General features: G+C 70.0%; 26 protein-coding genes. 15 read left to right on the top strand and 11 right to left on the bottom strand.

The genetic code is table 11. The features are described 5' to 3' along the window. Positions 1 to 8: 8 nt before the first annotated feature. Positions 9 to 1,202, top strand: coding sequence for an endo-1,4-beta-xylanase (locus ACFYPG_RS18255; RefSeq protein WP_387352955.1), 1,194 nt, complete (start codon positions 9 to 11; stop codon positions 1,200 to 1,202). Positions 1,203 to 1,391: 189 nt separating this feature from the next. After that, on the top strand, positions 1,392 to 1,733 hold the full coding sequence (locus ACFYPG_RS18250; RefSeq protein WP_238686609.1) for a helix-turn-helix transcriptional regulator: 342 nt from the start codon (positions 1,392 to 1,394) through the stop codon (positions 1,731 to 1,733). Between the two features lie 21 nt (positions 1,734 to 1,754). Here the strand turns inward: ACFYPG_RS18250 and argS are convergent, their stop codons facing one another. Further along, the gene (gene argS / locus ACFYPG_RS18245) at positions 1,755 to 3,473 is read right to left on the bottom strand and encodes an arginine--tRNA ligase (protein ID WP_387352953.1); all 1,719 of its coding nucleotides are present in this window, start codon (positions 3,471 to 3,473) and stop codon (positions 1,755 to 1,757) included. Between the two features lie 341 nt (positions 3,474 to 3,814). Between argS and ACFYPG_RS18240 the strand changes: the two genes are divergently transcribed. The 3 genes from ACFYPG_RS18240 to ACFYPG_RS18230 all read left to right on the top strand — a co-directional run bounded on the left by ACFYPG_RS18240 (position 3,815) and on the right by ACFYPG_RS18230 (position 5,837). Beyond that, entirely contained in the window at positions 3,815 to 4,579 is a 765-nt protein-coding gene (locus ACFYPG_RS18240; protein WP_387352951.1) for a hypothetical protein, read from the top strand. 178 nt (positions 4,580 to 4,757) lie between these two features. Beyond that, positions 4,758 to 5,246 carry a nitroreductase/quinone reductase family protein gene (locus ACFYPG_RS18235; RefSeq protein ID WP_387352949.1) on the top strand — a complete coding sequence of 163 codons (489 nt, stop codon included), beginning with the start codon at positions 4,758 to 4,760 and terminating at the stop codon, positions 5,244 to 5,246. A gap of 156 nt (positions 5,247 to 5,402) precedes the next feature. Beyond that, positions 5,403 to 5,837: a DUF6223 family protein gene (locus tag ACFYPG_RS18230; protein WP_355006902.1), complete on the top strand. Its 435-nt coding sequence runs from the start codon at positions 5,403 to 5,405 to the stop codon at positions 5,835 to 5,837. Position 5,838: 1 nt separating this feature from the next. Here ACFYPG_RS18230 and ACFYPG_RS18225 read toward each other — a convergent pair whose 3' ends face one another. From ACFYPG_RS18225 to ACFYPG_RS18210, 4 genes are all read right to left on the bottom strand, one after another. Beyond that, positions 5,839 to 6,501, bottom strand: coding sequence for a response regulator transcription factor (locus tag ACFYPG_RS18225; protein WP_355006903.1), 663 nt, complete (start codon positions 6,499 to 6,501; stop codon positions 5,839 to 5,841). Further along, positions 6,498 to 7,631, bottom strand: a complete 1,134-nt coding sequence (locus tag ACFYPG_RS18220; RefSeq protein WP_387352946.1) for a sensor histidine kinase — start codon at positions 7,629 to 7,631, stop codon at positions 6,498 to 6,500. The genes ACFYPG_RS18225 and ACFYPG_RS18220 overlap by 4 nt, the downstream gene beginning before the upstream one ends. Positions 7,632 to 7,683: 52 nt before the next feature. Further along, on the bottom strand, positions 7,684 to 9,552 hold the full coding sequence (locus ACFYPG_RS18215) for an ABC transporter ATP-binding protein (RefSeq protein WP_387353436.1): 1,869 nt from the start codon (positions 9,550 to 9,552) through the stop codon (positions 7,684 to 7,686). A 197-nt stretch (positions 9,553 to 9,749) separates the two neighbouring features. After that, positions 9,750 to 10,241: a MarR family transcriptional regulator gene (locus ACFYPG_RS18210; protein ID WP_355006905.1), complete on the bottom strand. Its 492-nt coding sequence runs from the start codon at positions 10,239 to 10,241 to the stop codon at positions 9,750 to 9,752. Positions 10,242 to 10,350: 109 nt separating this feature from the next. Here ACFYPG_RS18210 and ACFYPG_RS18205 point away from each other — a divergent pair, with 109 nt between their 5' ends. The 3 genes from ACFYPG_RS18205 to ACFYPG_RS18195 are packed head-to-tail and all read left to right on the top strand — an operon-like array spanning position 10,351 to position 13,166. Further along, complete coding sequence (locus ACFYPG_RS18205) at positions 10,351 to 11,400, top strand: LLM class flavin-dependent oxidoreductase (RefSeq protein ID WP_355006906.1); 1,050 nt, start codon at positions 10,351 to 10,353, stop codon at positions 11,398 to 11,400. After that, entirely contained in the window at positions 11,393 to 12,421 is a 1,029-nt protein-coding gene (locus tag ACFYPG_RS18200) for an LLM class flavin-dependent oxidoreductase (RefSeq protein ID WP_238686411.1), read from the top strand. Before ACFYPG_RS18205 ends, ACFYPG_RS18200 begins: the two co-directional genes overlap by 8 nt. Positions 12,422 to 12,449: 28 nt before the next feature. Next, entirely contained in the window at positions 12,450 to 13,166 is a 717-nt protein-coding gene (locus ACFYPG_RS18195; RefSeq protein ID WP_387352944.1) for an NADPH-dependent F420 reductase, read from the top strand. Here ACFYPG_RS18195 and ACFYPG_RS18190 read toward each other — a convergent pair. Beyond that, positions 13,163 to 13,882, bottom strand: coding sequence for a tetratricopeptide repeat protein (locus ACFYPG_RS18190; protein ID WP_355006908.1), 720 nt, complete (start codon positions 13,880 to 13,882; stop codon positions 13,163 to 13,165). The two genes, ACFYPG_RS18195 and ACFYPG_RS18190, sit on opposite strands and share 4 nt — an antisense overlap. A gap of 38 nt (positions 13,883 to 13,920) precedes the next feature. Continuing rightward, a complete protein-coding gene (locus ACFYPG_RS18185; RefSeq protein ID WP_387352942.1) occupies positions 13,921 to 14,682 on the bottom strand; it encodes a GNAT family N-acetyltransferase in 762 nt (253 codons plus the stop codon). Between the two features lie 226 nt (positions 14,683 to 14,908). Here ACFYPG_RS18185 and ACFYPG_RS18180 point away from each other — a divergent pair, with 226 nt between their 5' ends. The 6 genes from ACFYPG_RS18180 (at position 14,909) to ACFYPG_RS18155 (ending at position 20,393) form a co-directional block, all read left to right on the top strand. Then, complete coding sequence (locus tag ACFYPG_RS18180) at positions 14,909 to 15,358, top strand: iron chaperone (protein ID WP_387352940.1); 450 nt, start codon at positions 14,909 to 14,911, stop codon at positions 15,356 to 15,358. 162 nt (positions 15,359 to 15,520) lie between these two features. Beyond that, positions 15,521 to 16,939 carry a hypothetical protein gene (locus ACFYPG_RS18175; RefSeq protein ID WP_387352938.1) on the top strand — a complete coding sequence of 473 codons (1,419 nt, stop codon included), beginning with the start codon at positions 15,521 to 15,523 and terminating at the stop codon, positions 16,937 to 16,939. Positions 16,940 to 17,117: 178 nt separating this feature from the next. Next, complete coding sequence (locus ACFYPG_RS18170; RefSeq protein WP_355006911.1) at positions 17,118 to 17,633, top strand: hypothetical protein; 516 nt, start codon at positions 17,118 to 17,120, stop codon at positions 17,631 to 17,633. A gap of 71 nt (positions 17,634 to 17,704) precedes the next feature. Next, positions 17,705 to 18,517, top strand: a complete 813-nt coding sequence (locus ACFYPG_RS18165; RefSeq protein WP_387352936.1) for an inositol monophosphatase family protein — start codon at positions 17,705 to 17,707, stop codon at positions 18,515 to 18,517. A gap of 99 nt (positions 18,518 to 18,616) precedes the next feature. Beyond that, positions 18,617 to 19,021 (top strand): superoxide dismutase, Ni, encoded by a 405-nt coding sequence (gene sodN, locus ACFYPG_RS18160; RefSeq protein ID WP_355007081.1) that lies wholly within the window; start codon positions 18,617 to 18,619, stop codon positions 19,019 to 19,021. 61 nt (positions 19,022 to 19,082) lie between these two features. Further along, positions 19,083 to 20,393, top strand: a complete 1,311-nt coding sequence (locus tag ACFYPG_RS18155; RefSeq protein WP_355006913.1) for a radical SAM protein — start codon at positions 19,083 to 19,085, stop codon at positions 20,391 to 20,393. A gap of 146 nt (positions 20,394 to 20,539) precedes the next feature. Here the strand turns inward: ACFYPG_RS18155 and ACFYPG_RS18150 are convergent, their stop codons facing one another. Then, entirely contained in the window at positions 20,540 to 22,090 is a 1,551-nt protein-coding gene (locus ACFYPG_RS18150) for a polysaccharide lyase family 1 protein (RefSeq protein WP_387352934.1), read from the bottom strand. A 488-nt stretch (positions 22,091 to 22,578) separates the two neighbouring features. Between ACFYPG_RS18150 and ACFYPG_RS18145 the strand changes: the two genes are divergently transcribed. Continuing rightward, entirely contained in the window at positions 22,579 to 23,892 is a 1,314-nt protein-coding gene (locus ACFYPG_RS18145; RefSeq protein WP_387352933.1) for a hypothetical protein, read from the top strand. Between the two features lie 151 nt (positions 23,893 to 24,043). Here the strand turns inward: ACFYPG_RS18145 and ACFYPG_RS18140 are convergent, their stop codons facing one another. Genes ACFYPG_RS18140 through ACFYPG_RS18130 form a run of 3 tightly spaced genes read right to left on the bottom strand, consistent with a single transcriptional unit; the run spans position 24,044 to position 26,865 of the window. Beyond that, a complete protein-coding gene (locus ACFYPG_RS18140; RefSeq protein ID WP_355006916.1) occupies positions 24,044 to 25,198 on the bottom strand; it encodes a serine hydrolase domain-containing protein in 1,155 nt (384 codons plus the stop codon). A gap of 3 nt (positions 25,199 to 25,201) precedes the next feature. Beyond that, positions 25,202 to 26,026, bottom strand: coding sequence for a carbohydrate ABC transporter permease (locus ACFYPG_RS18135; RefSeq protein WP_124860646.1), 825 nt, complete (start codon positions 26,024 to 26,026; stop codon positions 25,202 to 25,204). Further along, positions 26,023 to 26,865: a carbohydrate ABC transporter permease gene (locus ACFYPG_RS18130; protein WP_387352930.1), complete on the bottom strand. Its 843-nt coding sequence runs from the start codon at positions 26,863 to 26,865 to the stop codon at positions 26,023 to 26,025. Before ACFYPG_RS18130 ends, ACFYPG_RS18135 begins: the two co-directional genes overlap by 4 nt. Positions 26,866 to 26,993: the final 128 nt, after the last annotated feature.

The raw sequence follows: 26,993 nt of genomic DNA, 5'->3' as shown, positions 1-26,993 counted from the left end.
GCAGGCACATGAAGTTGAGACAGTGGTCGACCGTCGGCCTGGTCGCCGTCGCGACCATCGCCACGCTGAACACGGTGCCGGCGACCGCGAGTCGACCGTACGACCCCACGACGCAGAGCCTCGGCACCCTCGGCCTGCGCCACGGTCTGCACGTCGGCACCGCGGTGAGCATGGATGCACTCAACGACGCCGGCGACTCGCAGTACCGCAGACTGGCCTCCTCCGAGTTCACCTCGGTCACCGCCGAGAACGTGATGAAGTGGGAGAGCCTGGAGCCGACCCGAGGCACCTACAACTGGGGGCCGGCCGACCAGTTCGTCGACTTCGCCAAGCGCAACAGGCAGAGCGTGCGCGGTCACGTGCTGGTCTGGCACAACCAGCTGCCCGCCTGGTTGACCAGCGGCGTCGCCGACGGCTCCATCAGCAAGCAGGAGTTGCGCGATCTGCTGCGCAAGCACATCACCACAGTCGTAAACCGCTACAAGGGCAAGATCTGGCAGTGGGACGTGGTCAACGAGGCCGTCAGCGACCCGTGGGACACCCCGTCGACCCTGCACTACAAGGGCTTCTGGGCGCAGAACCTCGGGCCCGGCTACATCGCCGACGCGTTCCGCTGGGCGCGGGCCGCCGACCCCAAGGCCCTGCTGTTCTACAACGACTACAACATCGAGGCGTTCGGCTCGGGCAACCCGGCCGACGACAAGACCCAGTTCGTCTACGACCTGACCAAGAGCCTGCGCGCCCAGGGCGTCCCGATCGACGGTGTCGGCGCCCAGGGCCACCTGGGCACCCAGTACGGCAACTTCGACACCCTCCAGGTGACCGCCGCGCTGAAGAAGTTCAGCGGGCTCGGCGTCGCGACCGCGTTCACCGAGGTCGACGTCCGCAGCCAGCTGACCGAGGGCGTCCAGGCCGGCAACTCCGAGGAGATCAACCCCCGGCTACAGGCGTCGGCGGCCAACTTCAGCGTGCTGATGAAGGCGTGCCTCGCCGTCCGGAGCTGCCTGTCGTACACGGTCTGGGGTTTCAGTGACAACCATTCGTGGGTGCCGGGCACGTTCAACGACCCGCCGGAGGGCCTGGCCACCATCTACGACGAGAACTACCAGCCCAAGCGGGCGTACCAGGAGTTGAAGTCCGACCTGATCTTCGCAGGGCCGCCGTACGTCCTGCCCCGCATCGCACCCAAACCCCGCCGCTGACGCCCAGGGCCGTGTGGAGCTTCCCGAAGCTCCACACGGCCCGCGTGCCGCCACGGACGTCGCCGTTCGACTCACGTTCGGTGGTTCCGTCGCGCCATCCGGACGCCATCCGAGGGCTGGTGCCGGATCTGCCGGTTTATTGATGGTGTTGGTGTCACTATTGCAGGCGTGGGAACTGCGAAAACTGCCATGCCTGCGATCTCGCCGCTCACCGGCGATCCCATCAAGCGGGCCGATGCCGAGCGGCTAGCGGGGGTGCTGAAGGCCTTCGCCGATCCGGCGCGACTCCGGTTGCTCAGCCTGATCCAGTCCGCGCCGGAAGGTGAGGCGTCAGTGAGTGACCTCACCGCGGCGCTGAATCTCTCCCAGCCGACGGTGAGTCATCACCTTCGGATCCTCACCGAGGCCGGCCTTCTCGAACGCGACAAGCGCGGGGTCTGGGCGTACTACCGCCTGGTGCCCTCCGCGATCGCGCAGATCGCCGACCTGTTGACGCCGCCCCGGAAGCGGGCGACGAAGCGGGCCCGCTGACCGGGCCCGCGGGCCGCCGCGTCACATCCGCTCCACAGTGCGGATGCCCAGCAGGTGCAGCCCCTGCCGCAGGATCCGGGCGGTCAACCCGGCCAGCAGCAGCCGGCTCTCCCGCAGCTCATCCGTGGCCCGCAACACCGGGCAGCGCTCATAGAACGCGTTGAACGCTGTCGCGAGTCGGTGCAGGTAACCGGCGAGCTGATGAAACTCGAGACTCCGCTCCAGCTCGCCGACCACAGCGGCGAAGCCGAGCAGCTCGACCGCGAGCGCCCGCTCCGCCGGCTGCGCCACCACGATGGGCGCGTCCAGCCGCACGGCGGTCCCGGCGCGCCGCAGCACGGACCGGATCCGGGCGTACGCGTACAGGAGGTAGGGAGCGGTGTTGCCGTCCATCGCCAACATCCGTTCCCAGTCCAGGACGTAGTCCTTGGTCCGGTCGACGGACAGGTCGGCGTACTTGATGGCGCCGATGCCCACCGCGCGGCCGATCTCGGCGGCGGTCCCGGCGTCCAGATCCGGGTTCCTGCTCCGGGCCAGCTCGGTGGCGCGAGCGACCGCCTCCTCCAACAGCCCGACCAGCTTCACCGACTCACCGGCCCGGCTGCGCAGCATCCGCCCGTCGGCGCCGAGGATGGACCCGAAGCCGAGGTGCTCGGCCCGGGCCGGCGGGCAGAGCCAGCCGGCCGCCTCGGCGACGGCGAACACCATCGCGAAGTGCTGCCGCTGCGGTAGGCCGACGACGTACAGCAGCCGGGTGGCGCCCAGTTCGCCGACGCGCTGCCGCAGCGCGGCCAGGTCGGTGGCCGGATAGCCGTACCCACCGTCGCTTTTACGCACGATCAGCGGCAGCGGCTCGCCGTCCCGGCCGGTGAACCCCTGCGGAAAGACGCACTCGGCCCCACCGCTGGGCAGCAGCAGCCCCAACCGGTCCAGGTCGTCGACGACGCCCGCGAGCAGATCGTTGTAGGCGCTCTCGCCCCGGAAGTCGGCAGCGGACAACGTCACGTCGAGCAGGTCGTACACGGTCAGGAAGTACCGCTCCGACTGCGTTACCAGCAGCCGCCACAACCGGCGGGTCCGCTCGTCACCGCGCTGCAACGCGACCACCCGCAGCCGCGACCGTTCCTGGAACGCCTCGTCGGCGTCGAACTTCACCCGGGCCGCCCGGTAGAAGGTGTCCAGGTCTCCCATCGACAGGTTCTGCGCGGCTTCGGCCTCGCCGAGGTCGATCAGGTGCTCGATCAGCATGCCGAACGGTGTCCCCCAGTCACCCAGGTGGTTGACCCGCACCACCCGGTGCCCGAGCCAGTCGAGCAACCGCACCGCCGCGTCGCCGATGACCGTGGAGCGGAGATGCCCGACGTGCATCTCCTTCGCCACGTTGGGGGCCGAGTAGTCGACCACCACTGTCTGCGGCGTCGCCGTCGACGGCACGCCGAGCCGGGCGTCACCGGCCAGACCGGCGACCAGGTCGGCCAGGGCCCGGTCGGCAACCGTCAGGTTGAGAAAGCCCGGCCCGGAGACCTCCGCCGACACCCCGACGTCGTCGAGCACCGCGTGCGCCAGCACCGCCGCGGCGATGTCGCGCGGCGGGCGACCGAGCCGCCGGGCCAGCGCCAGCGCCGCGTCGGACTGGAAGTCCGCACGCGGAGACCGCCGCACGAGCGGATCGACCGGGCCGCCGGCCACCGCCGCGAACGCCGGTGCCAGCCGGTCGGACAACAACTTTTCAAGATCCATGAGTACGCCGATCTCGCTCGGACCCGCGCTGCCACGCGAGCCGTTGACGGGGAGATACGGGCGGACCGAGGACGACCAGCGAACGACCGGCGGCTCGATCCGCCGGTCGCAGGTAACAGGTCAGCGCGGGCGGGCGACGGATCGCCGGCGTCGCTCCGCACCGGCCTGGACGTCACACGACAGTCCGGTGCACTGAGCGATCACGCTGGTCATGCGGGGCAGCCTAGCGGCCCGGCCGACGCGACGACACCTCGATTCCAGTGGTCCGGTCGGTGCCCGGGGCGTGGTCGTTTCGTTGTACACCGGGCAGGGAACTGCCCAGGGAAAGACGAGGGGTGACGATGAGCCAGTACACACCACTGCCGGTGACCCGTACGCGACGCGCGCTCGCGCTGCTCCCGCTGCTCGGCGCTGTCACGCTCGCCGCTGCCTGCACCGCCACCGAGGATCCGCCCGGCTCTGCCCCGGCGACCACGGCACCGGTCACCACGTCGACGTCAGTGCCCCGGACAGATCCGCCATCGCCGAGCGCGAGCACCCAGGTGACGATCCCGACCTCGGCCTTCGTCGAGTTGCCCGCCGAACTGCGGAAGTCCCCGCGACGGACGACGCCCGTCGCGGAGGCGTTGCCGAAGCTGTGCGGCAACGAGTTCGGCACCGGCGGCCGGCAGGTCACCGCGAGCGCCGCGATGACGGTCACCTACCAGAAGGCCGGCGAGCCCTCCAGCAACGTGCCGCAGGGGATGATCCACCAGACCATCTTCACCTTCGACGGCGACGGCGCCCCGGGTTACCTGAGCCGGCTCCGCACCGCCGTGCAGGCGTGCCCCTCGTACGACCAGTCCGGAAACCGCGTCACCGTCAAGAGTAAGGCGCTGCCCGGGGTCGGCGACGAGGCGTTGCTGCTGACCCGGACGTGGCCCGAGACGAGCATGAACGGCGAACGTACCGGCGACACCGCGTCCAGCCAGATCGCGGTGGCCCGCGTCGACAGCGCGGTGACGGTCTTCGACGACCAGGGGTGGGAGGGCACCAGCGGTAACCCCGCCATCCTGGACCGGGTCGTCCGCGACGGCGTACGCGCCATCGACGCCTGGCAGCGGTAACCCGCCCGCCCCGACGCGGGGCTTCCACCGATCGGTTCGATCCTCGGTCGAATCATGGACACCCCGACGCGAGTCGCGCTCGCGCCGGAAGACTTGAGGATCCCGGTCCACAGTGGCGGTCGCGACAGTGTGAAGCAGCCACCCGGGCCATCAGGGTTGGTCGGTGGAGGAGGTCGTCATGTCGGACGGTCAGGAGACGAAGGCGCCGTGGCTTCCGCCGCGGTGGTTCATCCGGCTGGCCTGGTCGGTGCACCGGGGCCTGTACCGGGTCAGCGGCAGCCGGGTCGGGCTGTGGCGACCGCGCGAGCACCGGTGGGGCACATTGCGCCTGACCACGACCGGTCGCCGCACCGGCCAGCAGCGCAGCGTCATTCTCGCGTACTTCGAGGACGGCCCGAACCTGGTCGGCGTGGCGATGAACGGGTGGGGCGAGGGTGCCCCCGCCTGGTGGCTCAACCTCCAGGCCCATCCGGACGCGTCAGTCGAGCTGGCCGACGGGCGCCGGCTGGTGCGCGGTCGCGTCGCCACCGACGACGAACGGTCGCGCCTGTGGCCACTGTGGCGCGCGGCCGACAAGAACTTCGACGCCCACGCGGCACGGCGATCGTCGGAGACGACAGTGGTGGTGCTGGAGCCCAGATCGGAGGGCGACTCCCCAACGTCGTGATGCGCTGCCAGGCCGGGAGACAACTGCGGCGGTACGAGGTGCCGGACGCGTACATCCCGGGTGGTAGGCCCATCGGCAACTCCGGCATGACGACTCACCAGCTGGTTGCTTCCTAGGCTGCCACCTGTATTCGCCATGCGACCGAGGGGATCCACCATGTCCGTCCGTCACCTCTTCGCCGCCGCCGTAACCGCCCCGCTCGCCGCGATCGAGCTGGCCGTGCCGGCAGCCGCGCACGTGTCCGCCCAGACAACCGCAGCCGCTGCTCTTTCCATGAGTTCCGGGCGTTTCGGGGCCAGTGTGGCCGCCCTGCTGGGGCTGGCCGGCACGATCATCGGAGGACTGGCAGTGGCCCGCCCCGCCAGTCGGCTCGGCACCGGCTCGGGGAGCCTCGGAGCCGTCCTGGCCCTGGCGACGGGGCTGATCGGTATGGCGCTCGGCGGGCTGGTGGCGGCCACCGCCGACAGTGGCATCGGCACGGGCAACGGGCTGGGCGGGGCCTATGTGGCGCTCGCGGTCGGACTGGCCGCGGTGGTGCTCGGCGGGCTGGCCCTGGTTCGCGCGCGCCGCACCGGCCGTCTGGCGGGCTGACTCAGGAGCGAGCGAGCCAACCCGGCACGGTCAGACCGGACTCGTAGGCGAGGATCACCAACTGGGCTCGGTCCCGGGCATGGGCCTTGGTCATGATTCGGCTGACATGTGTCTTGGCGGTCGCCGGGCTCAGCACCAACCGTGCCGCGATCTCGTCGTTGGAGAGGCCGGCGGCGACCAGCGTCAGCACTTCACGCTCCCGCTCGGTGAGCACGCTCAGTCGCGGCCCGGGGTCGGGATGTCTGGCCCGGGCCGCGAACTCGGCGATCAACCGCCGGGTGATCGACGGAGCGATCAACGCGTCACCCCGGGCCACCACCCGCACTCCGTGGATCAACTCCGCTGGCTCGGTGTCCTTGACCAGGAAACCGCTGGCACCGGCACGCAGCGCGCCGTAGACGTAATCGTCCAGGTCGAACGTGGTCAGGATGATGACGCGGGCATCGGAGTGCGCGACGATCTCACCGGTGGCGGCCAGGCCGTCGAGCCCGGGCATCCGGATGTCCATGAGGACGACATCCGGCCGCAGGTGCTTGGCCAGCCGCACCGCCTCGAATCCATCGGCGGCCTCGCCGACCACCTGGAGACCGTCCTCACCGTCGAGGATGGACCGGAAGCCGGCGCGTACGAGGGTCTGGTCGTCGACCAGGAGCAGCCGGATCACATCTGCTCCCCCACCGGCGCCGGGTCCTGTCGCATCGGCAGCCGCGCGCGGACCCGGAAGCCCCCGTCCGGCTGGGCGCCAGTGGTCAACGAACCGCCGAGTGCCAGGGCCCGCTCCCGCATTCCGAGGATCCCGCTGCCCGGTGAACCCGGCGGACCGGTGCCGTCGTCCTCGACCTCCACGAGCACGTCGTCGTGATCGGGCCGGACCCGGACCACGGCGGTGGTGGCGCGTGCGTGACGCGCCACGTTGGTGAGCGCCTCCTGAACGATCCGATACACCGCCAGATCGACCTCCGGCGGTAGCGACCGCGTCTCGGCCAGCTCGGTGCGGATCTCCAACTCCGGCCGAGCGGCCGTCCTGATCAGATCACCGAGGCGGTTCAGACCGGGTGCGGGCATGACCGCCGGGGCCTGCCGCAGTGCGCCCAGCGTCGCGCGCAACTCACTCAACGTCTCCTTGCTGGTCTGCTTGATCGCGGTGAGGGCCTGCTCGGACCGCACCGGATCGGGTCGGTGCAACGCGGCGCTGGCCTGCACGTTGATCAACGACAGGTGGTGGCCGAGCACGTCGTGCAGCTCCCGGGCGATGCGCAGCCGCTCCTCGGTGGCCCGTCGCCGGGCCTCCTCCTCCATCCGCTGCTCGGCGACGACCGCCCGGGCCTGCGCCTCGGCGAGGTAGGCGCGGCGGTTACGGGTCACGCCGGCGATGACCGCGACGAGCCAACCGGCGTGCAGCAGCGTCGCCCCGTTCATGGTGTTCGGGGAGCGGTTGTAGCTGTCCGCCACGGCGAAGGCGATCACCGAGGCGAGACCGAGCCCGATGGCGACCGCGAGATGTCCCTCGTCGACGACGGTGTAGAGCGCGACGACGAACACCAGCATGATGGGGCCGGGCCGGTGCAGCAACGCCCCGTACGCGCCGATGGCGGCCAGCGCCACGACGCCCACCGGCACCGGGTGACGTCGGCGGACGTACAGCGCGCCGGTGGAGAGCAGCACCACCAGCAGCGCCGCCCACTCGGCGACGGTGGCGATGCCGCGCGACTGCACCACCAGGCCCACGACGGCGACCAGACCCACGGCGGGCACCAGGACCACGTCCGCCGTCCGGCCCCGCCACCCTGACATGGCCGAAGCCTAGCCTCCCGCGAATGAGCGGGAGAAGGTCCGACTGGACGGTTCACGTGTGCTGGTTGCCCTCGGCCAGGTTCGCGTCGTAACCGGCGGCCTGGAGGGCGAACAGTTCGGCGTACCGGCCGCCGGTGGCGACGAGGTCGGCGTGTGTGCCGTCCTCGACGAGCCGGCCGTGGTGCAGGACGAAGATCCGGTCGGCGTGCCGGACGTTGGCGAGCCGGTGCGTGATGAGGATCGTGGTGGCCCGACCTCTGCGGTCGCGGATGGTCTGGAACAGGGCGTCCTCGGCGCGGGGGTCGAGCGCGGAGGACGGCTCATCCATGATCAGCAGTTCGGCGTCGCGCAGGAACCCGCGAGCCGCGGTGATGCGCTGCCACTGCCCGCCGGAGAGGTCCTGGCCTCGCGCGAAGGTCCGGTCGAGCAGTGTCTCGTACCCGTGCGGAAGTTCGTTGATCATGTCGTGGGCGACGGCGCGGCTGGCGGCGGCCTCGATGCGATCCTGCCGGGCGTCGCTGTCGACGTCACCGAGGGCGATGTTCGTGGCCGCTGTGAACGGCCACTTGTGGTATTCCTGCGTCACCACCGCGATCTGGGCGCGCAGCCCGGCGACGTCCCAGTCCGACAGTGGGCGGCCGTTCCACTCGATACTGCCCTCGGTGGGGGCGCGGAGGCCGGCGATCATCGCGGCGAGGGTCGTCTTGCCCGAGCCGTTCTCCCCGACGAACGCGACAGTCTGGCCCGCGGTGATCGTCAACGTGACGCCGTCGACGGCGGGGTCGTCCCGATCGGGGTAGCGCAGGCTCACGTCGTTGACTGTCAACTCCCGCAGCCGATCAGGCTCGGCTGCGGCAACGGGTCCGGTGCTGGTCGGCAGGTAGACGTCGGCGCGGGTCATGAACCCTGTGTAGTCGCCGAAGTGCTGCCCCTGGGTGTAGACGTGGTCGACCTGGAAGGTGGCGATGGCCAGGGACCGCTGCGCGGACTGCACCGCGATGACGCAGGTCGCCGCGGCGGCGAATGGGATCTGCCCGTCGAGGAGCAGCAACCCGAGCAGAGCGTAGACGGTCGCGGTAGCGAGGCCGCCGACGACGGCTCCGACAGTGGTGGTCGTGGTGACCCGCCGGGCGAGGGCGAGTTGGATGTCGGTCTCCACCTGCATCACCCGGTCGTACTGGTCCAGCAGGAACCGGCGCAGCCCGTAGGAGCGCAGCTCCGGGGCCGAGGCCCGTTCGGCCATCAACTTGTGCAGCAGCCACAGTCGACGCCGGCGTACCGATCCGGCGTTGTACGTCTGGTAGCGCAGATGCCCGGCCCGCAACGACGCCCAGGCGTTGGGCACCGTGGCGACCAGCAGCGCCAGCACCAGCAGCGGGTGGATGACGATCACGGCGGCCGTCACGGCGAGCAGCCCGGCCAGCCCGGCGAGCAGGTTCATCGACGCCTGCACCAGCCCGATCGTCGACTCGGTGCCTCGTGAGGCGCGTTCCATGTCATCGGCGAAGGCGTCGGCGTCGAACGCCTCCAACCGGACCGCCGTGGACACCTCGAACAGGCCCCGCTCCACCTCACGGCTCACCCGAGGCGTCAAGCCGTTCTGCGCGTACCCGGTGGCGATGCCCATCGCGGCGCGGAGCGCGACCGTCGCCGCCAGCACGGCCAGCGCGGGCAGCGCGGCCCGCACCTTGTCCGCGGTCGGTCCGCCGGCGAACAGTTCCACCAGGACCCGCTGCGTCGCCAGCAGGCCGAACGCGGCCATCACCCCCGCTCCGACCGTGGCCGCGGCCACCACACCGGTACGGAGCCGGTCCGCGCGCCAACTGATACAGATGGCTGTCCAGACGAGCCTGGGCAGCTCCGCGAACACGGCGAGGACGCCGGCCTCCGCGCGCGCCCGGACCCCCGTCTCCCACCACATCTCCCGCAGCTCCGGCAGCACCGACTCCGTACGCCCGGGGCCGGGTTGGCCCGGTCGAACGCGGCGGGCCTCTGCGGTGGCGGCCTCGCTCATGGACATACCTCCCAGGCGGCGGAGCAGGCTTTCTGGAGGATTGGACCACCCGGGCGTAGCTCTCGGCAATCGTTTGGGCACTCGCGGTTATCGATGTGCGGTGATCAGCCCCTGCCCAGGGCGTCGAGCCGCGCTCGCAGCGCCGTGGCGATCTCGCCGGCCGCGACGATCTGCTCCGGCGTGAGGGCGTCGACGAAGAACTCCCGGATGGCGCGCAGGTGGGGAAAGGTGGCTCCCCTGAACGCCTCGCCGCCGGCCTTCGTGAGCAGCACCTCCGCCCCACGGGGAACCGTGGCGCACTCCTGGCGGCGGATGAGGCCGCGCCGCTCCATCCGCCCGAGGTGGTGGGAGAGTCGGCTCCGCTCCCACCCGATGTGCGAGGCGAGTTCGGACGACCGCATCGCCTCACCCTCAGCCTCACTGAGAGCGAGCAGCACTGCGTAGTCCCCGGTCGAGAGCGAGGAGTCGCCCTGTAGGCGGGACTCGAGCCGGGAGCCGAGCGCCGCCGTCGTCTCGATGAAGTCCCGCCAGATTCGTAGCTCGTCGGCGGTCGGAAGTTGGCGTCCGCCCCGCCCGCCGGGTGTGGCCTCCGTCATCTCACTCTCCCGGGAATTGACGTGTCAATCGCCAAGTTAGCATCATTGACACGTCAACCGGTAGGCCCGCTCCCGTGGGTCGCCGGCGGAATGCACCGAGGAGGAGACGATGGCAGCTGCAGACTTCGAGCTGGGGCTCAACTCGTTCGGGGAGGTGGCCACCGACGGCGACCGGGTCCTGAGCGACGCCGAGACCGTACGGCTACTCGTGGACGAGGCACGGCTCGCCGAGTCAGCCGGACTCGACGTGTTCAGCGTCGGTGAGCACTACCGCGCGGGCCACAACGACTCGGCGACACCGGTGCTGCTGGCCGCGGTCGCGACGGCGACCGAGCGAATTCGCCTCGGCACCTCGGTCACCGTGCTCAGCACCAACGACCCGGTACGGCTCTACCACGAGTTCTCCACGCTGGACGCCGTCTCCGACGGCCGCGCCCAGATCGTCCTTGGGCGGGCATCCGCAACCGAGTCGTTTCCGCTGTTCGGGTACGACCTGGCTGACTACGAGCGGTTGTTCGAGGAGAAGCTGGACCTCTTCCTGCGGCTTCAACAGGACGAACCGGTCACCTGGTCCGGCACGGTACGAAGCCCACTGGCCGCACAGCGGCTGCACCCACGGATGCAGCCGGGCGGCATCCCGACCTGGATCGGTGTCGGGGGAAGCCCGAACTCGGTGATCCGCGCCGCCCGGCACGGACTACCGCTCATGCTCGCAATCATCGGCGGGCGGCCCCAACGCTTCGCCGGTCACGTCGACCTCTACACCAGAGCGCTCGAACAATTCGGGCATACCCTGCAGCCAATCGGGCAGCACTCACTCGGCCTTGTCGCAGACACCGACGAGGAGGCGGTGGAGACGTGGTGGCGGTACTGGCAGCCGGTGGTGGCGGCCCTGGCCGCCGAACGCGGCTTCTACAAACCGGACCGCGCGCGCTACGAGGCGGAAATCGACCACGGGGCGCTCTTCGTCGGTTCGCCAGAGACGGTGGCGCAGAAGATCGCCACTGTCGCTCGCGACCTGCGACTGAGCCGCTTCGACCTGAAGTACGACATCATGCACCTGCCCCGCGAGGCACGGGCGCGCACCATCCAACTGCTGGGCAGTGAGGTCGCGCCGCGGGTCCGGGAGCTGCTGGCTAAGGAGCCCAACCATGTCTGATCTGCTGTTCGGCCTGGACACGTTCGGCGACGTACCGGAGGACGACAACGGCAAACTCGTCTCCCACGCGGCGGCGATCCGGCAGGTCGTCGACGAGGCCGTGCTCGCCGACCAGCTCGGGGTCGACGTCATCGCCCTGGGCGAGCACCACCGGCCCGAGTACTCGGTCTCCACACCGGAGACGGTGCTGGCCGGAATCGCCACCCGCACCTCGCGGATCCGGTTGGCCTCCGGCGTGACAGTGCTGAGTTCCGACGACCCGGTACGGGTGTTCCAGCGCTTCGCCACAGTGGACGCGCTGTCGAACGGCCGAGCCGAGGTCATCCTCGGTCGCGGCTCGTTCACCGAGTCGTTCCCGCTCTTCGGCTACGACCTCCGCGACTACGACACGCTGTTCGAGGAGAAGATCGAACTGTTCGTCAAGTTGCTCGACGAGAAGCCGGTCACCTGGAGCGGCACCCTGCGTGCCCCGCTTGAGAACGCCGACGTGTTCCCGAAGACCGAGTCGGGTCACCTGGACACCTGGGTCGGTGTGGGTGGCTCGCCGCAGTCGGTCGTCCGCACCGCCCAGTACGGGCTGCCGCTGATGCTCGCCATCATCGGCGGCGCCCCCGAGCGCTTCGCGCCCTACATCGACCTGTACCGCCGGGCCGCCGATCAGCTCGGCACCACAGCGCACCCGGTCGGCATGCACTCGCCGGGCTTCATCGCCGACACCGACGAGCAGGCCAAGGAGATCTACTGGCCGCACTACCGGATCATGCGGGACCGGATCGGCAAACTGCGGGGCTGGCCCCCGATCCGCCGTCAGGAGTTCGACTCCGAGGTGGAGAACGGCTCCCTCTACATCGGCTCACCGGAGACGGTGGCCCGCCGGATGGCCCGTGCCATCCGGAGCCTCGGCGTCGGGCGGTTCGACCTCATCTACTCGGCCGGCGCGCAACCGGCCAGCGCCCGGATGCGCGCGGTGGAACTCTACGGCTCGAAGGTGATCCCCATGGTCCGCGAACTGCTGGCCTGATCAGCACTTCCCAAGCGAGAGGACGACCATGTTCGACAACGACCGGAGCCGGCCCACGACCCTCGGCATCCTCGGGGCCGGCAAGGTGGGCACTGTGCTCGCCCGGCTCGCCGTCGCCGCCGGCTACCGGGTACGGGTGGCCGGCTCCGGCGACCCGGCGAAGATCGCCCTCACCGTCGAGGTCCTCGCCCCGGGGGCTGAGGCCACCACGGCGGTCGACGCGGCGGCCGACGCCGACGTCGTCATCCTCGCCCTGCCCCTGGGCAAGTACCGCAGCGTCCCCGCCGAGGCGTTACGCGGCAAGCTCGTCGTCGATGCCATGAACTACTGGTGGGAGATCGACGGCATCCGAGACGACCTCACCAACCCGCGGACCTCGTCGAGCGAGACCGTCCAGGCGTTCCTGTCCGGCTCACGCGTCGTCAAGGCGTTCAACCACATGGGCTATCACGACCTGGAGGACGAGGCCCGGCCGGCGGGGGCGACCGGCCGCAAGGCCATCGCGATCGCCGGCGACGAGGACGCCGACCTCACCGACGTCGCGGCCCTGGTGGACGCGCTCGGCTTCGACCCGGTCGTCGCCGGCCCGCTGGCCGAGGGGGTACGACTCGAACCGGGCAGCGAGCTGTTCGGCGCCAACGTGAGCGTTGACGAGGTACGCGCCATGCTCGACCGCTTCGGCGAGTCGGAGCGGGGACGGATCATCACCGCTGCCCGAACCTCGACCGCACCCGAGGCCGCCTAGGCGCCGAAGGCCGCCCTCGGCTCCTGGTGGCGGCCCACGGCGTACTCCCGGTCGAAGTTGGCCGTGCCCAGCGCCTCGGTGGCGGCGGCGCGCATCCTGGCGAGGTCCGCGGCGTCGTCCGGGTCCGGCACCTGGCCGAGTGCCGCGAACGCGGCATCGGCGACACCGATCATCCTGGCCGTGCGGGAGTGGTCCCCCTCGGCGGTCGCGAGCGCGGCGCCCGCGACGCAGACGTACGGCACGAAGTCGGCCCAGCCGTTGTGGAACACCCGCTCGCGGTTCTCGGCGAACAGCGTCCGGGCCACGTCCAGGTTGCCCAACCCCAGCTCGCAGAACGCGAGGTTGTGGAATTCGGAGTTGACAGTCCTGGGTCGGCCGAGCGCCTCGTTGAGCGCGATGCTCTCCCGGTACAGGTCCCGAGCGCGGAGCAGGTCACCGGACATCCTCGCGACGGCGGCCAGCACGTGCCTCGGTCGTTCCTCCAGCGCCCGGTCGCCGGAGCGCAGCGCCACCGTGAGGGCCTCCCGGGCCCGTGCCTCGCCACCGGGCAGGTCACCGCCGCGAATGGCGACCCGGGCGAGGCTGTACCGGGCCTCCACCTCGCCCGCCAGGTCGCCGGCCGCCTGGGCCCGCTCGATCTCGGCCTCGCTCATCCGCACCACGGCGTCGGTCTCGCCGCGCCGGAAAGCCGAGCGGACGTTCTCGCTGAAGGTCACCGGTCTTCCTCCTTCTGGCTTCTGGCCGATCGCGTCGGTCAGGCTGCCTGGAACACGGTCCAGGTCTCGACGAGCGCGAAGCCCATCGCCTCGTAGAGCGGTCGACCCATCGGGCTGGCGTGCAGGTACGCGGCGTCCGCGCCGGCGGCGACACCGTCGCGCAGCGCCGCCTCGGTGAGCGCCCGGCCCAGGCCGCGGCCCCGGGCGGACGGCACGACGGCGACGTTGAACACCCCGATCACGCCGGATGTGCGCATGCCGAGCCCGGTGCCGACAGGGCTGCCAGACTCCTCGGCCAGATACCCGGTGATGGCGTCGCTATCGAGCACCGCGCCGCCCATCAGCGGGCCGAAGACACCGTCGGGCGCCTCGAAGCTCCGGGTGAGGGCGTCGGTGTACCTGTCGCTCTCGGCGGATCCGACCCGGCGGACCAGCGCCTGCTGGGTCGAGCCGGCCCGGAACACGATGTCGTCGGTGGCGCAGGCCATCAGGGGGAGGTCGCTGCGTCCGCGCAGCCCGTGCCGGGCCGCCAGTTCGGCGACCTCGTCGCTCGCCGCACCGCGAATGATGATCGACCAGTGCGGAGTCTGCCGGCTGACCTCGGTCGCCAACCCGTCGATGGCCGCGAGATCCGGCTCGGTGGCCGTCTCGAGGACCCCGTTGAGCGCCGGAACGCTGGCGTGGGTGAGCCCCGCGCGAGCGGTGCCCCGCTCGGCGTACCAGCCCTTCGGCGTCACCCGGCAGAGGAGTTCGATCGCGTCGAAGTACGCCGTCGCCATCTGGTCGGCGGTGGTGCTCATGTCTGATTCCCCCCGGAACGCTCGCTCGCCCTCGCCGAGCAACCTAGCCACCGGTCGGGTTGGTGAGCACCTTCGAGAGGCCCAGGTCACCCCGCAGCGGCACCGCATCGGCAGGAGGGCGTCGTCGAACGATCAGGAATCGAGAAGCTCGCGAGCGCCACCCGGCCTAGCCTTTCCCCAGGCAGTCGGCAGCGCGCCGGGCCAGACGACGAGAGGAAGCCCGAGAATGTCCGCGAAGACCACCACGACCGGGTCCGCCGGCTTCAGCGCCGAGGAGCGGGCCGCGATGAAGGAGCGCGCCGACGAGCTGCGCGCCGAGGGCAAGAAGGGTGCCAAGAAGGCGGACGGGCTGCAGGCGGTCCTCGACCGGATCGCGCAGATGGAGCCGGAGGACCGCGCGCTCGCCGAGCGGGTGCACGTGACGGTGACCGCCGCCGCCCCGGGTCTGACGCCGAAGACCTGGTACGGGATGCCCGCCTACGCGAACGAGGACGGCAAGATCGTCGTCTTCTTCCAGGACTCCGGCAAGTTCAACTACCGGTACTCGACAGTGGGCTTCCAGGACCCGGCCAACCTCGACGACGGGGATTTCTGGCCGGTGGCGTACGCGTTGCAGCAGTGGAGCTCGACCGTGGAGAAGAAGCTCACCGAGCTGGTGCGGACAGCGGTCTCTTGACCTTCCCCGGCCGTCGCAGGGAGGTCCGGGAAAAGCCCGTGGCGGTGTCGCGTTTATCGACATGTGAGGATGTCGGATCCGTCGGCGGAGTCGGGTGGTTTCCTGTCGGAGGGGCCAGCCATGATCCCGGAGGCGACGAGGTGTCGCCCAGACGGGGGGATCATGCCGTACCGATCAGTTTCCGCACGGGTCCGTGCCGCACTGCCGCGCCGGATTGCCGTTGCGACCGCCACGGTGACCCTGGTCGCCGCCGGCGTACTCGGCGTGAGCGGGCCGGCCGCCGCCAACTCGGCCCTGCCAGCCGCCGCCACCATGGCCGACGATCCGACGCTTCCCACGTCGGCCATCTCGCTGAGCGCACCCGCCTCAGCGACCGCTCTCGACCCGATCACCATCACCGGCCGGCTCACCCTGGAGGACGGCGCCGAGCCGGGGGCGCAGGAGTTGTTCGTCAACCGCGTCGTGCAGGACGAGCCCTGGACGACGCTCCACACCACCACCGCGGTCGACGGCACCTTCACGCTCACCGACGCTCCTCCGGTGAGCGGCCACCTCCGCTACGACGCCTACTGGTTCCCGGCCGAGAAATACCAGAGCAGCACTGCCTCGGTGTCCGTCCAGGTCGCCGGTCGGGCCGCAACTCTCACCTTCGACGGGCCGGCGAACGGCAGGGACGGCAGACAGTTGTCGCTCGCCGGCACCCTTGGCCTCGACGGCAAGGCCCCCGCGCAACCACAGACGCTGGTGGTTAGCCGGACGATCTGGAACAACCGCCTCGACGGTGCTCTCCAGCAACTGCCCAGCGTCACCACCGACAGCCTGGGCGCCTTCACCGTCCTCGACACGCCCACCCAGGGCGGCCGGTACGTCTACACCGTCAGCTGGGACGGCGACCCGGTGTACGCGGCACCGTCCGCCAGCCATGAGGTGACCGTGTCCTCCCCGGATTCGCACGTCACGGGGCAGGTGCTGGACCCGGCGTACCTCGGGTTGCCGTTCCGGGTCACCGGTGCCGTGACCTACGACGTCGGAGCCTGCCAGGGCCCGACCGTGGTTCACGTGAGCCGACGGATCAATGATGGTGCGGCGAAGCGACTGCCGGACGTCACCACCGACGCCTCCTGCGGTTTCGGCTTCGGCGACACGGTGAGCAGGACCGGTCAGGTGGCCTACACCGTCACGTGGGACGGCAACGACACACATCGCAGGTCCACCGGCACGATCACCGGCACAGTGCGGAAGCAGCTGTCCGGCATCGAGGCCACTTCGCCCGACCGCACCCTGCTCAACGGCCAGCAGGCCGTCGTCGAGGGCAAGGTCATCGATGGCAACGCCGAGTCGGTCGGCGGCAAGCTGCGGTTGACAGTGCGGCGGTTCGGCTCGGACGGCTCCTCCGTCGACCTGCCGAGTGTGACCACCGCCGTGGACGGGACCTTCTCCTACCGCGACTCGCCACCGACAGTGGACGCCAGCACCTACCCGCAGTTCCAGTACGAGTTCTCCTGGAGCGGCAACGCCACCTACCAGGCGAGCAGCACGAGCGTCTTCTTCTACGTCGTGCCGCCGGACTGCGCCTGCTGATGCGGCAGTGACCGCCGCCCACCAGGTCAGCCTGGCGGGCGGCGGCCCACCGCCTGCAACGAGTGGCAGCCCCACCCCGACGATCGCGGTCTGGGCGATGATCGAGGGCCGCACTCCGACTGAGACAGGTGGTAGGCATGATGAGGTTCAAGCCGACAGCGGTGAGAGGGGTTGCCCGATGACCGGCCGGGCCGGCGAGGTGTTCGACACGGGTCGGACGGTGTCCGACATCGACTCGCTGCTCGCCGCGGACCTGCCCACGGGCGGCGTGCCGGTCAGCGAGGGGGAGCCGGTCACCGGCGAGTGGACCGGCACCCGGGGCGAGGGTTTTCGGATCGCCCCGCTCTGGGAGAGCGACGCCCTGACGGGTGTGTACGGCGCCGAATGGAACCAGGCAGAGGAGGCCGCCGAGGCGAACCTGGCCCTCGTCGTAGCGGAGTTGACCCAGAGGTGGGGCGCGCACCGCACTGTCTCCATGCGGGTGCCGCTGTTTCGGGACCAGGCCGGTGAACCCATGCCGGTGCTGTTCCAGTCGCTCTGTGACCTGGACTGCTACGGCGACCTGACCGTGTGGGGGCCGACGGTGACCGAGGGGCGGTGGGTCGCGGTCTCGGTCAACCAGTGTGACGGCGACGCTCCCATGATCATGACAGCGGTCGTCAGTCAACTACCAATCATCGAACTGTCGGACTGACCTGCCCGGTGACCCACGGCCCGAGCGCGGGGCTGTCATGTGACATTGCACTCGGCTCCTATGGTTCGGGCATGTCGATCACAGACCAGGCGCTGGCCATCGAGGCGGCCGAAGCTGGAGCCGCAGTCGTGGGCTCCCGGTACGGCTCAGAACTGACGCGCGTCATGAAGACCGCCGGCGACTTCGCCACCGCCGCCGACGTCGAGGCCGAGCACGCCATCATCGACGTCCTGCGCGCGGCGCGTCCGGACGACGCCGTGGTGGCCGAGGAGAGCGGGCGCACGGGTGCCGGCGACAACGGGCGCACCTGGCTGGTCGACCCGCTGTGCGGGACGTTGAACTTCGCCGCGCGGACCATGCTGGCCTCGGTCAACATCGCCCTGCGGGTCGGGCCGGACGTCACAGTGGCGGCGTCGGTGGACCCGTTCGCTGATGAGGTGTTCTGGACCGACGGCACCGCCGCGTACGTCCGGGGCGCGGGGACGGACGAGCGACTCGTCCCGTCGGCCGAGTCGACGCTTGTCGACCTGAACCTCGACCCGCCCTTTCCCAGTCGGGACGTCTTCCTGGCCGCCCGCCTGCTCGCCGACGAGGGCTTCGTCGAACAGTTCCGGCCCCGGGTGGTCTCCACCAGCCTGGCCGTGGCCTGGGTCGCCGCCGGCCGCCGCGCCGCGTATGTGACGGACCGCCACGACCTGCGCAACAGCGTCCACTTCGCGGCCGGGATCGCGCTCTGCGAGGCGGCTGGCTGCGTGGTCACCGGGCTCGACGGCCAGCCCCTGCACGCCGGTGGGAACGGTCTCGTGGTGGCCGCGGACGAGCGGACGCACGCCGCCCTGCTGACGCTCATCCGGAAACAGGGCCCGCCATCGACCCGGTCTTGACATGAAGTGCGGTTGAGGTTCTAGCGTCCCTGGATGATCACGTCCGGGCCGCCGCGCCCGCACGTGCGTCGGCCGAACGCCACCGTCGAAGGGAAACCGATGTTCCTGTCCCGCCTTCTCCGCCCACGCACCGTCGCGAGCGCGCACTGCGACCTCCCCTGCGGCGTCTACGACCCGGCGCAGGCCCGCATCGAGGCCGAGTCCATCAAGGCGATCTCCGAGAAGTACCAGGCCAGCGACGACCCGGAGTTTCGCACCCGCGCGCTGCTCATCAAGGAGCAGCGCGCCGAGCTGGTGAAGCACCACCTCTGGGTGTTGTGGACCGACTACTTCAAGCAGCCGCACTTCGAGAGGTACCCCCAGCTGCATGGCCTCTTCAACGAGGCGACGAAGCTGGCAGGTGCCGGCGGCGCGAAGGGCGCCGCGGACCCGGCGGTCGCCGAGCAGCTCCTCGGCAGGATCGAGGAGATCGCAAAGATCTTCTGGGAGACCAAGCAGAGCTGATCAGCCGGCACCGGGTGGCACCGGCCACCCGGTGCGGCGTACCGCGTTCGGGAGGAACCGCATGACGTCGCGCACCGACCTCGTCGAAGATCTGATGAGCCGTTTTCCACACGTGCCGCGGGAGGCGGTCCTCAAGGAGGACCTGCTGCGGGGCGGGCTCGCCTTCGACGACGCGGCACTGACCGACAACGAGCACGGCGACGTGAAGCCGAAGTCGTACTTCATCTTCTCCTTCGATCACCGGACGTTGCCCGAGTTGGGGACGGCGGCGCTGCGCCGGCCACCGGAGGAGATCGTGCTCACCGGGGGTCCGTACGAGCTGCGTCGCACCGTCGTCTCGGTCCGCACCAACCCCAGCTCGCCGTACCGCGTCGGCACCGACAGCGACGGTCGACTGCGCCTGTTCCTGGACGGGCGGCCGATCGCCGATGTCGGGCTGCCCCCCATGCCGGCGTACTACCGTCACACGCTCGCCAACGGCAAGTCGGTGATGGAGGTCGCCCCGACGATCCAGTGGGGCTATCTCATCTACCTGACCGCGTTCCGGGTCTGCCAGTACTTCGGCGCCAAGGAGGAGTGCCAGTACTGCGACATCAACCACAACTGGCGGCAGCACAAGCAGGCCGGCCGGCCCTACACCGGGGTCAAGCCCGTCGACGAGGTCCTTGAAGCCCTGGAGATCATCAACCGACACGACGTCGATCGCGCGTCGCAGGCGTACACGCTGACCGGTGGCAGCATCACCTCGCAGGTCAACGGGCTGGCCGAGGCCGACTTCTACGGCCAGTACGCGCAGGCGATCGAGGAGCGGTTTCCGGGACGGTGGATCGGCAAGGTGGTGGCCCAGGCGCTCCCCCGAGCCGATGTGCAGCGGTTCCACGACTACGGGATCCGCATCTACCACCCCAACTACGAGGTGTGGGACAAGCGGCTGTTCGAGTTGTACTGCCCGGGCAAGGAGCGGTACGTCGGTCGGGAGGAGTGGCACCGGCGCATTCTCGACTCGGCCGAGGTGTTCGGCCCGCGCAACGTGATCCCGAACTTCGTGGCGGGCGTCGAGATGGCCGCCCCGCACGGCTTCACCAGCGTCGACGAGGCGATCGCCTCCACCACCGAGGGGCTCGACTACTTCATGTCCCGGGGGATCACGCCCCGTTTCACCACCTGGTGCCCGGAGCCCACCACACCGCTGGGCCGGACGAACCCGCAGGGCGCCCCGCTCGAATACCACGTCCGCCTGCTGGAGGCCTACCGGGCGACGATGGACGCCCACGGCCTGTCCAGTCCGCCCGGGTACGGCCCCGCCGGGCCCGGGCGAGCGGTCTTCTCGGTCAGCTCCTTCATGGACACTCTGCCGTCCACGGATTCGTGACGGCGCGCTCGGCCGCCTCGCCCACGGCGATCCGCCGAGGAGCGGTATACCTCAGAGGCAGATTCACACCCCTGAGGTATACCGCTCAGCACCGCATCCGCCCCCGGCGAAGGTGACCGACGGCGACCGCCGTGTTGAAACAGGTTCTAGCTGGCGTACGTCTCGAACTCACCGACCCGTGGCGTACCGCTGGAACTGTTGATCTTGAAGTTGACCTTGCTCATCGCGGTGGCCGGGAAGGTGATCGACCCCGCCCCACTGCCGGAGGCCAGGACGGCTCCGTTGTCGTTGTTGATCAGCTGCCAGGACCCGATGGAGCCCTGGGTACCGGACGGCTCGCGGATCACCACCCGGGACACCTGGGTCGCGGAGCCCCACTTGATCGAGATCGTGCCGGTCGAGCCGGCCGGCGACCACCAGGTGCTCAGGTTGCCGTCACGCACATTGCCGTAGCTGGTTCCGCTGGCCTTGCTGGAGCCGTCGGCGCCGGCGCCCAGGCTGAGGTTGGTCCCGCCGGTGGGCGGTGGCGTGGTGGGCGGCGGCGTCGTGGGCGGGGGCGTGGTCGGCGGCGGGGTGGTCGGCGGCGGGGTCTGCGGCGTGCAACTGCCGTCGGACACCTTCAGGCCCGTGTTGGCACCGACCGTCTGACGAACGACGTCCGGCACACAGCTCGCCCCGTCGAGACGGTACGAATACGGGATGCTGACAGTGGTGTTGGAGGTCGGGTTCGGTCCGGCGGGGTAGTTCTCGCTGCCCGGGCTGGACCAGGTCACGTTGTTGAAGACGTTGCCGGCGACCTGCCAGTAGCCGCGCTCGTTGGTGTAGAAGGTGCCCAGGACGTCCTTGGAGTCGCGGAAGTAGTTGTTCTCCACCTTGGCCCTGGCCCCCGCCCGGGAGTTGATCCCCGACTCGTGCAGGCTCACGTAGTGGTTGTTGTAGATGTGGGCGACCCCGCCACGCAGCAGCGGCGTGCGGGAGTCGATGTTCTCGTAGAGGTTGTGGTGGTACGTGATGAAGCCGTTCGAGAGGTCGCTCTCGCTGGACCCTACGAGGCCGCCCCGACCGGAGTTGCGCAGGACGCTGTACGACAGCGTCACGTACTGGGTGTTGTCCTTCATGTCGAAGAGGCCGTCGTACCCCTCGGACTCCCCGCCCGAGGCCTCCAGGGTGACGTGATCGACCCAGACGTTGCGGACCGTGCTCTCCATGCCGATGGCGTCCCCACCGTTGGAGGTGGGCGAGCCCGACTTCTTGACGTTCCGCACCGTCACGTTCTGGATGATGATGTTGCTGGAGTCGCGGATGTGGATGCCGAGCTGGTCGAAGACGGCGCTGCCGACCCCGATGATGGTGACGTTGCTGATCTGCTTGAGCTCGATCACGCCCGCCGCGGTGTTGCAGCTCGACCCCGACACCTTGCTGGTGTTGCCGTGATTGATGGTCCCGCTCACCTCGATGGTGATCGGGGTGCTGCTGCTGGGCCGACCGCACAGAGCAGCGTGGATCGCCGTGCCCGTGGTGGCCCGCACCGTCTGCCCGCCCGCGCCGCCGGTGGTCCCGCCGTTCTGGGTGGCGTAGCCGGTGGCGCTGCCGACCGCCGCCGAAGCCTGCGGGGTCGGTAGGGCCACCCCGACCGCGATCACCACGGCCACCGCGGCCAGCACCGCCTGACGTCGCAACACGACTGGTCGTCTCATGTCGCCTCACCTTCGCATTCGTCTCGTTCCAGGTTTCGACTCGACGGACATCGCGACCACACCTGCCGACGGACAACATTCCAGATTGATGGCAGTCAATCGCACAGATTTCATCGAGATCGCTCGCGCCCTGGTAGAAGCAGGGTTGTGCCGTGCGAGCGGAGTGCGCCCGGTGCCATCGCTCACACGACCGTCAAATGGAACATCGATGTAACGCAATCGTAGGAAAGCGGTTTCCGGAAAGGCAATAGCTGACGCTTGCAGGTTTGTTGCAGTGCTCGCGGGAGGGGTCGACCGCGCGGTCAGAGCGGTCCGGGCCGCCGGCGGCGCGGGTTCCCGGCTCGTTGCGCGTTCGGTATTGACACCGCCGGGTCCGCAATCGATGCTCTGCTAAATCAGTTTAGCGACCGACTCGCTCCGACCCGTCCCACTCCCGGTCCCCCGGCGGGATCGCTGACTGAGCGCACCACCCCCGAGAAAGGACCCCCATGAGACTGCGAAAAGGACTGATCCCGCTCGCCGCCACCCTCGTCCTGGCCGGCGCCTCCGGCACGGCATACGGCAGCGCGGGCGGCGGCACGGGCAGCACTGACGGAATCCGCAGCATCACCCCGATCACCACCGTCTACACCTACGGCCAGAAGGTCTCGGCGGTGGCGATCGAGTACGCCGCCACTGTCAACCCGCGCACCCTCGACACCGGCACGTTCTCGGTCACCGACACCATCTACAACTTCCGCTTCAACCCGATCGAGGACCTGCCGAAGCTCGCCGACCGGACCGTCACCCACACCTACACCAACGGAACACCCGGCACCCGCGCCGACCACCGATCGGCGCCGGGCCGGTACGTGATCGTCGAACTGAACCCCGTCGACACCGGCGGCTCGACGGTCATCGTCTCCAAGTGCCCGACCTTCCTCTGCACCGTGAAGGTCAATCCCGAGCTGCCGACCCGGGTCGTGCAACGCAAGGACGTGCACGGCCAGCCCGGCCGCGGGGCCGGCAAGGGGCCGGTGCTCGCCCGGGCCACCCCGCGCGCATCCCGTCCCGTCACCGAGAAGCCGGTCAACCAACTGGTCGACGAGTTCACCTACGGCTCGTTCCTGAGCGGCGGAATGGTGTTGCCGTACCACTACCACCTGCCGAAGAACTACCAGCCGGGCCGCAAGTACCCACTGATGGTCGTCCTGCCCGGCCACGGCATGGGCTGGGACGGCGACAACCTCGGCGTCCAACTCGCCGCCGACATCCCGGCGACCGCGTGGCTCCAACCGCAGTGGACCGGCACCGCCGAGGACGTCATCGTCCTGGCGCCCCAGCACCAGCGGGTCGGTGGAGTCGCCGAGGCGGACCTGCTGGTCAAGCTGCTCGACCAGTTCGTCGGCCAGTTCGCGGTGGACACCCGTCGGGTGTACGCGACCACTGTGTCGTACGGCTCGCAGTTGCTCTGGGAGGCGTTCGCCAAGCGTCCCGACCTGTTCGCCGGCGGGTTGGTGACCGGCGGTTTCCCGGTCAACGCCACCCAGGCGACCGCCATCGCGGCGGCCGAGGTGCCGGTGTGGGTCACGCACGGCGAGCACGACCACCTACTCAACGTCTCGGGCGCGCGCAACTCCACGGCCCTGCTGCGGCAGGCGTACGCCGCCCGGGGCAAGACGCCCGAGCAGACCGCCGATCTGGTGCGCTACACCGAGTACGCCGACGCCGCGTTCTCGGTACCGGACTACCACGCGGCGTTCGGGCCGACCTACGAGGACGCCAGCATCCTGCGCTGGCTGCTAGGCCAGTCCAAGCCCTGAGGCCGGGGCCGGGGCCGGGCGATGCCCTCGCCGCGATCCGGCTGCCCCACCCCGGTGATCATGAAGTTGTTGCCACCGTCCACGCCGTGGACGGTGGCAACAACTTCATGATCGACCGAGGCGACGCCCAGGGGGCGGAACCCGGGGAGGGTCAGTCCTGGAGACAGGTTCGGAGGGCGGCGGTGAGCAGATTGGCGCGCTCGTCGCCCATCCCGCGCATCTGGTTGACCACGTAGCCGAAGCCCACCTGATGCTCGGCGTCGGCGAAGGCCAGGTTGCCGCCCGCGCCGTCGTGGCCGAAGCTGAGCTCACCCAGCAGGGGCCGGGCCGGTGGCGAGTGCAGCAGGAAGCCGGTGCCCCAGCGCTGCCCGGTGTCCGGCGGGCCGTGCCGCTGCTGACCACGCGAGCGAACCACCACCGCGTCGTCCACCGACGCCGCCGTGAGCAGCGGCCCACCCTGGAGTTCCGACACACAGGCGGCGTAGAGGCGCGCGAGGCCCTCGGCGGTGCTCACCGCGCCCGCGCCGGGAACACCGGCGGCCCGGATGGCGTCGTCGTTGAAGCTGACCAGGCCGTCCGCGTCGGCGGGAAAGGCGAAAGCGCCACCCATGGTGATGCCCCGTTCGGCGACCGGGTCCACGAACGGGTCCGGGTCCGGAGGCGGTGCCACGCCCCAGGCGACGGTGTCACTCTCGGCGGCCGGGAGCCCCAGCCAGGTACGCAGGCCGAGCGGGCCCGCGACGGTGTCGGCGAAGAACGCGCCGGGTAGTTGGCCGGTGATGCGGTGGATCACCTCTCCGACCAGCCAGCCGTAGGTCATCGAGTGGTACCCGTGCGCCGTGCCCGGCTCCCACAGCGGGGCCTGCGCCTCGATCGCCTTGATGACCGGATCCCACGCCAGCACCTCGTCGAGGGTCAGCGGTCGGTCCACCGCGGGCAGACCTGCCTGGTGCGTGAGCAGCCAGCGCACCGGGATGTCCGCCTTGCCGTGCTGTCCGAACTCCGGCCAGTAGCGCGTCACGGGAGCGTCGAGGTCGAGCCGGCCCTGCTGGGCCAGCAGGTAGGCGCAGATCGCCAGGATCCCCTTGGTGCAGGAGAAGACGACGACCGGCGTGTGCGCGTCCCAGGGCCGCCCGGTACGGGTGTCGGCCACCCCGCCGTACAGGTCGACGACCTTGCGGCCCCGCACGTAGACGGTGACCGCGGCGCCGACCTCTCCCCGGGAGGTGAAGTTGTCGCGGAAGACGTCGGCGACGCGTCCGAAGCGATCGTCGACGTCGCCGTGGATCTGCGGCTCTGTGACCACTGCCTACCCCTTCACTGACCCTTGGATCAGGGCCTTGATGAACTGTCGCTGGAAGATCAGGAACACGATGAGGGTCGGGGTGAGGATCAGCAGCGACCCGGCGCACAGCAGCACCAGATCGGTGCCCCACTGGCCCTGGAACGCTCCGAGCGCCCCGGCCATGGTGCGTTTGGTCGCGTCGTCCACGAGGACGATGGCGAGCAGGAACTGGTTCCACGTCCAGAGGAACATCAGGATGGTCAGCGAGGCGATCGCCGGCCGGGCGAGCGGCACCTGGACCCGCCAGAACAACTGCCACGTGCTGCTGCCGTCCACCCGGGCCGCCTCGGACAACTCGACCGGCACGTTGGTGAAGTGTGCCCGCATCCAGAACACCGCGAACGGCATGTAGAGCCCGATCAGCGGCAGGATGATGGCCCAGCGGGTGTTGAGCAGGCCGAGGTCCTGCATCTGGTAGTAGAGCGGCGTGACCACGGCCTCGAACGGCAGGGTCAGACCCAGCAGGAAGAGACCGAAGACGAGCCGGCCACCGGGGACGCGCAGCTGACCGAGCCCGAAGCCGGCCATGGTCGCGATGAGCACCGACACCGGTACGACACCGGCCACGATGAGCAGGCTGGAGCGGAGCAGGGCGCCCATGTTCGCGGCGGTGAAGGCGTCGGCGAAGTTGCCCCACTGCGGGTCGGACGGCCACTCGAGCCCGCTGGGCACTGTGCCCCGGGGCTGCAACGCCGCCGAGAGCATGCTCACGAACGGCAGCAGGGTGACGACGATCAGGGCGATCAGGAAGACACGGCCGGTCAACTGTTCGCGACGGCTCAAGTTCACTGCTTGTCCCCTCGGCTCAGGCGCTGGATCGGCAGCACACACACCAGCACGAGCAGCATGAGTACGACAGCGAGCGCCGAGGCGAGCCCCACCTGCCGCTGCGAGAAGGCCAGCCGGTAGATCTCCAGGCCCGGCACCGTGGTCTGGAGACCGGGGCCGCCGCTGGTGGAGATGTAGACGATGTCGAAGCTCGCCAGCGCCGCGATGATCGTCACGGTGAGGCAGACGCCGATCTCCTGACGCAGGCTGGGCAGGGTCACGGCGAGGAACTCACGGACCGGACCGGCACCGTCGAGGCGGGCCGCCTCGTACAGCGCCGGGTCGATCTTGCTCATGCCGGTGACCAGCAGGATCGTGCAGAGGCCGAGCAGGACCCAGGCCCCGATGACGCCGACGGCTGGCAGCGCCGTGTCGAAGTCGCCGAGCCAGGCGCGGGCGACGCCACCCAGTCCGACCGCACGCAGCGCCTGGTTGACCAGACCGTTCGACGAGAGCAGCCAGCTCCACGCGATGCCCGCCGCCACCAGGGGGATGACCTGCGGCAGGAACAGGATGGTCCGGACGACGGTGCCGAACACGCCGGTGGTGATCCGGCGGACCATGCTCGCCACCAACAGCCCCAGCGCGACGGGGATGAAGCTGAAGAAGACGATCAGGACGATCGCGTTGCCGATGATTTTCAGCAGGTCGCTGTCGGTGAACACGGTGAGGTAGTTGTCCAGGCCCACCCAGCGGGCCACCCCGATGCCGTTCCAGTCGTAGAGCGAGTACTGGAGCGTCAGGACGAGCGGGCGCAGGACGAACACCGCGTACATCACCAGGGCGGGCAGGACATACAACCAGCCGGTCCCGGCCGCGGGGGGGCCCCCCCCCCCGGGGGGGGCCCCCGCCGGGGGGGGGGGGGGCCCCCCGCCCCCGCCCGGGGGGGGGCCGCCCCCGGCCCCCCCCCCCACGCTCCAACACCCAG

This window comes from Micromonospora sp. NPDC005553 (assembly GCF_042871765.1).
GTDB lineage: Bacteria > Actinomycetota > Actinomycetes > Mycobacteriales > Micromonosporaceae > Micromonospora.
Note: the sequence above shows the minus strand (reverse complement) of the source record. Positions and strands in the feature narration are given on the sequence as shown.

Bases quoted from the DNA above. Each gene is read 5' to 3' on its own strand.
- ACFYPG_RS18255 (WP_387352955.1), top strand. From the start codon at position 9: ATGAAGTTGAGACAGTGGTCGACCGTCGGCCTGGTCGCCGTCGCGACC.
- ACFYPG_RS18250 (WP_238686609.1), top strand. From the start codon at position 1,392: ATGCCTGCGATCTCGCCGCTCACCGGCGATCCCATCAAGCGGGCCGAT.
- argS (WP_387352953.1), bottom strand. From the start codon at position 3,473: ATGGATCTTGAAAAGTTGTTGTCCGACCGGCTGGCACCGGCGTTCGCG.
- ACFYPG_RS18240 (WP_387352951.1), top strand. From the start codon at position 3,815: ATGAGCCAGTACACACCACTGCCGGTGACCCGTACGCGACGCGCGCTC.
- ACFYPG_RS18235 (WP_387352949.1), top strand. From the start codon at position 4,758: ATGTCGGACGGTCAGGAGACGAAGGCGCCGTGGCTTCCGCCGCGGTGG.
- ACFYPG_RS18230 (WP_355006902.1), top strand. From the start codon at position 5,403: ATGTCCGTCCGTCACCTCTTCGCCGCCGCCGTAACCGCCCCGCTCGCC.
- ACFYPG_RS18220 (WP_387352946.1), bottom strand. From the start codon at position 7,631: ATGTCAGGGTGGCGGGGCCGGACGGCGGACGTGGTCCTGGTGCCCGCC.
- ACFYPG_RS18215 (WP_387353436.1), bottom strand. From the start codon at position 9,552: ATGTGGTGGGAGACGGGGGTCCGGGCGCGCGCGGAGGCCGGCGTCCTC.
- ACFYPG_RS18210 (WP_355006905.1), bottom strand. From the start codon at position 10,241: ATGACGGAGGCCACACCCGGCGGGCGGGGCGGACGCCAACTTCCGACC.
- ACFYPG_RS18205 (WP_355006906.1), top strand. From the start codon at position 10,351: ATGGCAGCTGCAGACTTCGAGCTGGGGCTCAACTCGTTCGGGGAGGTG.
- ACFYPG_RS18200 (WP_238686411.1), top strand. From the start codon at position 11,393: ATGTCTGATCTGCTGTTCGGCCTGGACACGTTCGGCGACGTACCGGAG.
- ACFYPG_RS18195 (WP_387352944.1), top strand. From the start codon at position 12,450: ATGTTCGACAACGACCGGAGCCGGCCCACGACCCTCGGCATCCTCGGG.
- ACFYPG_RS18185 (WP_387352942.1), bottom strand. From the start codon at position 14,682: ATGAGCACCACCGCCGACCAGATGGCGACGGCGTACTTCGACGCGATC.
- ACFYPG_RS18180 (WP_387352940.1), top strand. From the start codon at position 14,909: ATGTCCGCGAAGACCACCACGACCGGGTCCGCCGGCTTCAGCGCCGAG.
- ACFYPG_RS18175 (WP_387352938.1), top strand. From the start codon at position 15,521: ATGCCGTACCGATCAGTTTCCGCACGGGTCCGTGCCGCACTGCCGCGC.
- ACFYPG_RS18170 (WP_355006911.1), top strand. From the start codon at position 17,118: ATGACCGGCCGGGCCGGCGAGGTGTTCGACACGGGTCGGACGGTGTCC.
- ACFYPG_RS18165 (WP_387352936.1), top strand. From the start codon at position 17,705: ATGTCGATCACAGACCAGGCGCTGGCCATCGAGGCGGCCGAAGCTGGA.
- sodN (WP_355007081.1), top strand. From the start codon at position 18,617: ATGTTCCTGTCCCGCCTTCTCCGCCCACGCACCGTCGCGAGCGCGCAC.
- ACFYPG_RS18155 (WP_355006913.1), top strand. From the start codon at position 19,083: ATGACGTCGCGCACCGACCTCGTCGAAGATCTGATGAGCCGTTTTCCA.
- ACFYPG_RS18150 (WP_387352934.1), bottom strand. From the start codon at position 22,090: ATGAGACGACCAGTCGTGTTGCGACGTCAGGCGGTGCTGGCCGCGGTG.
- ACFYPG_RS18145 (WP_387352933.1), top strand. From the start codon at position 22,579: ATGAGACTGCGAAAAGGACTGATCCCGCTCGCCGCCACCCTCGTCCTG.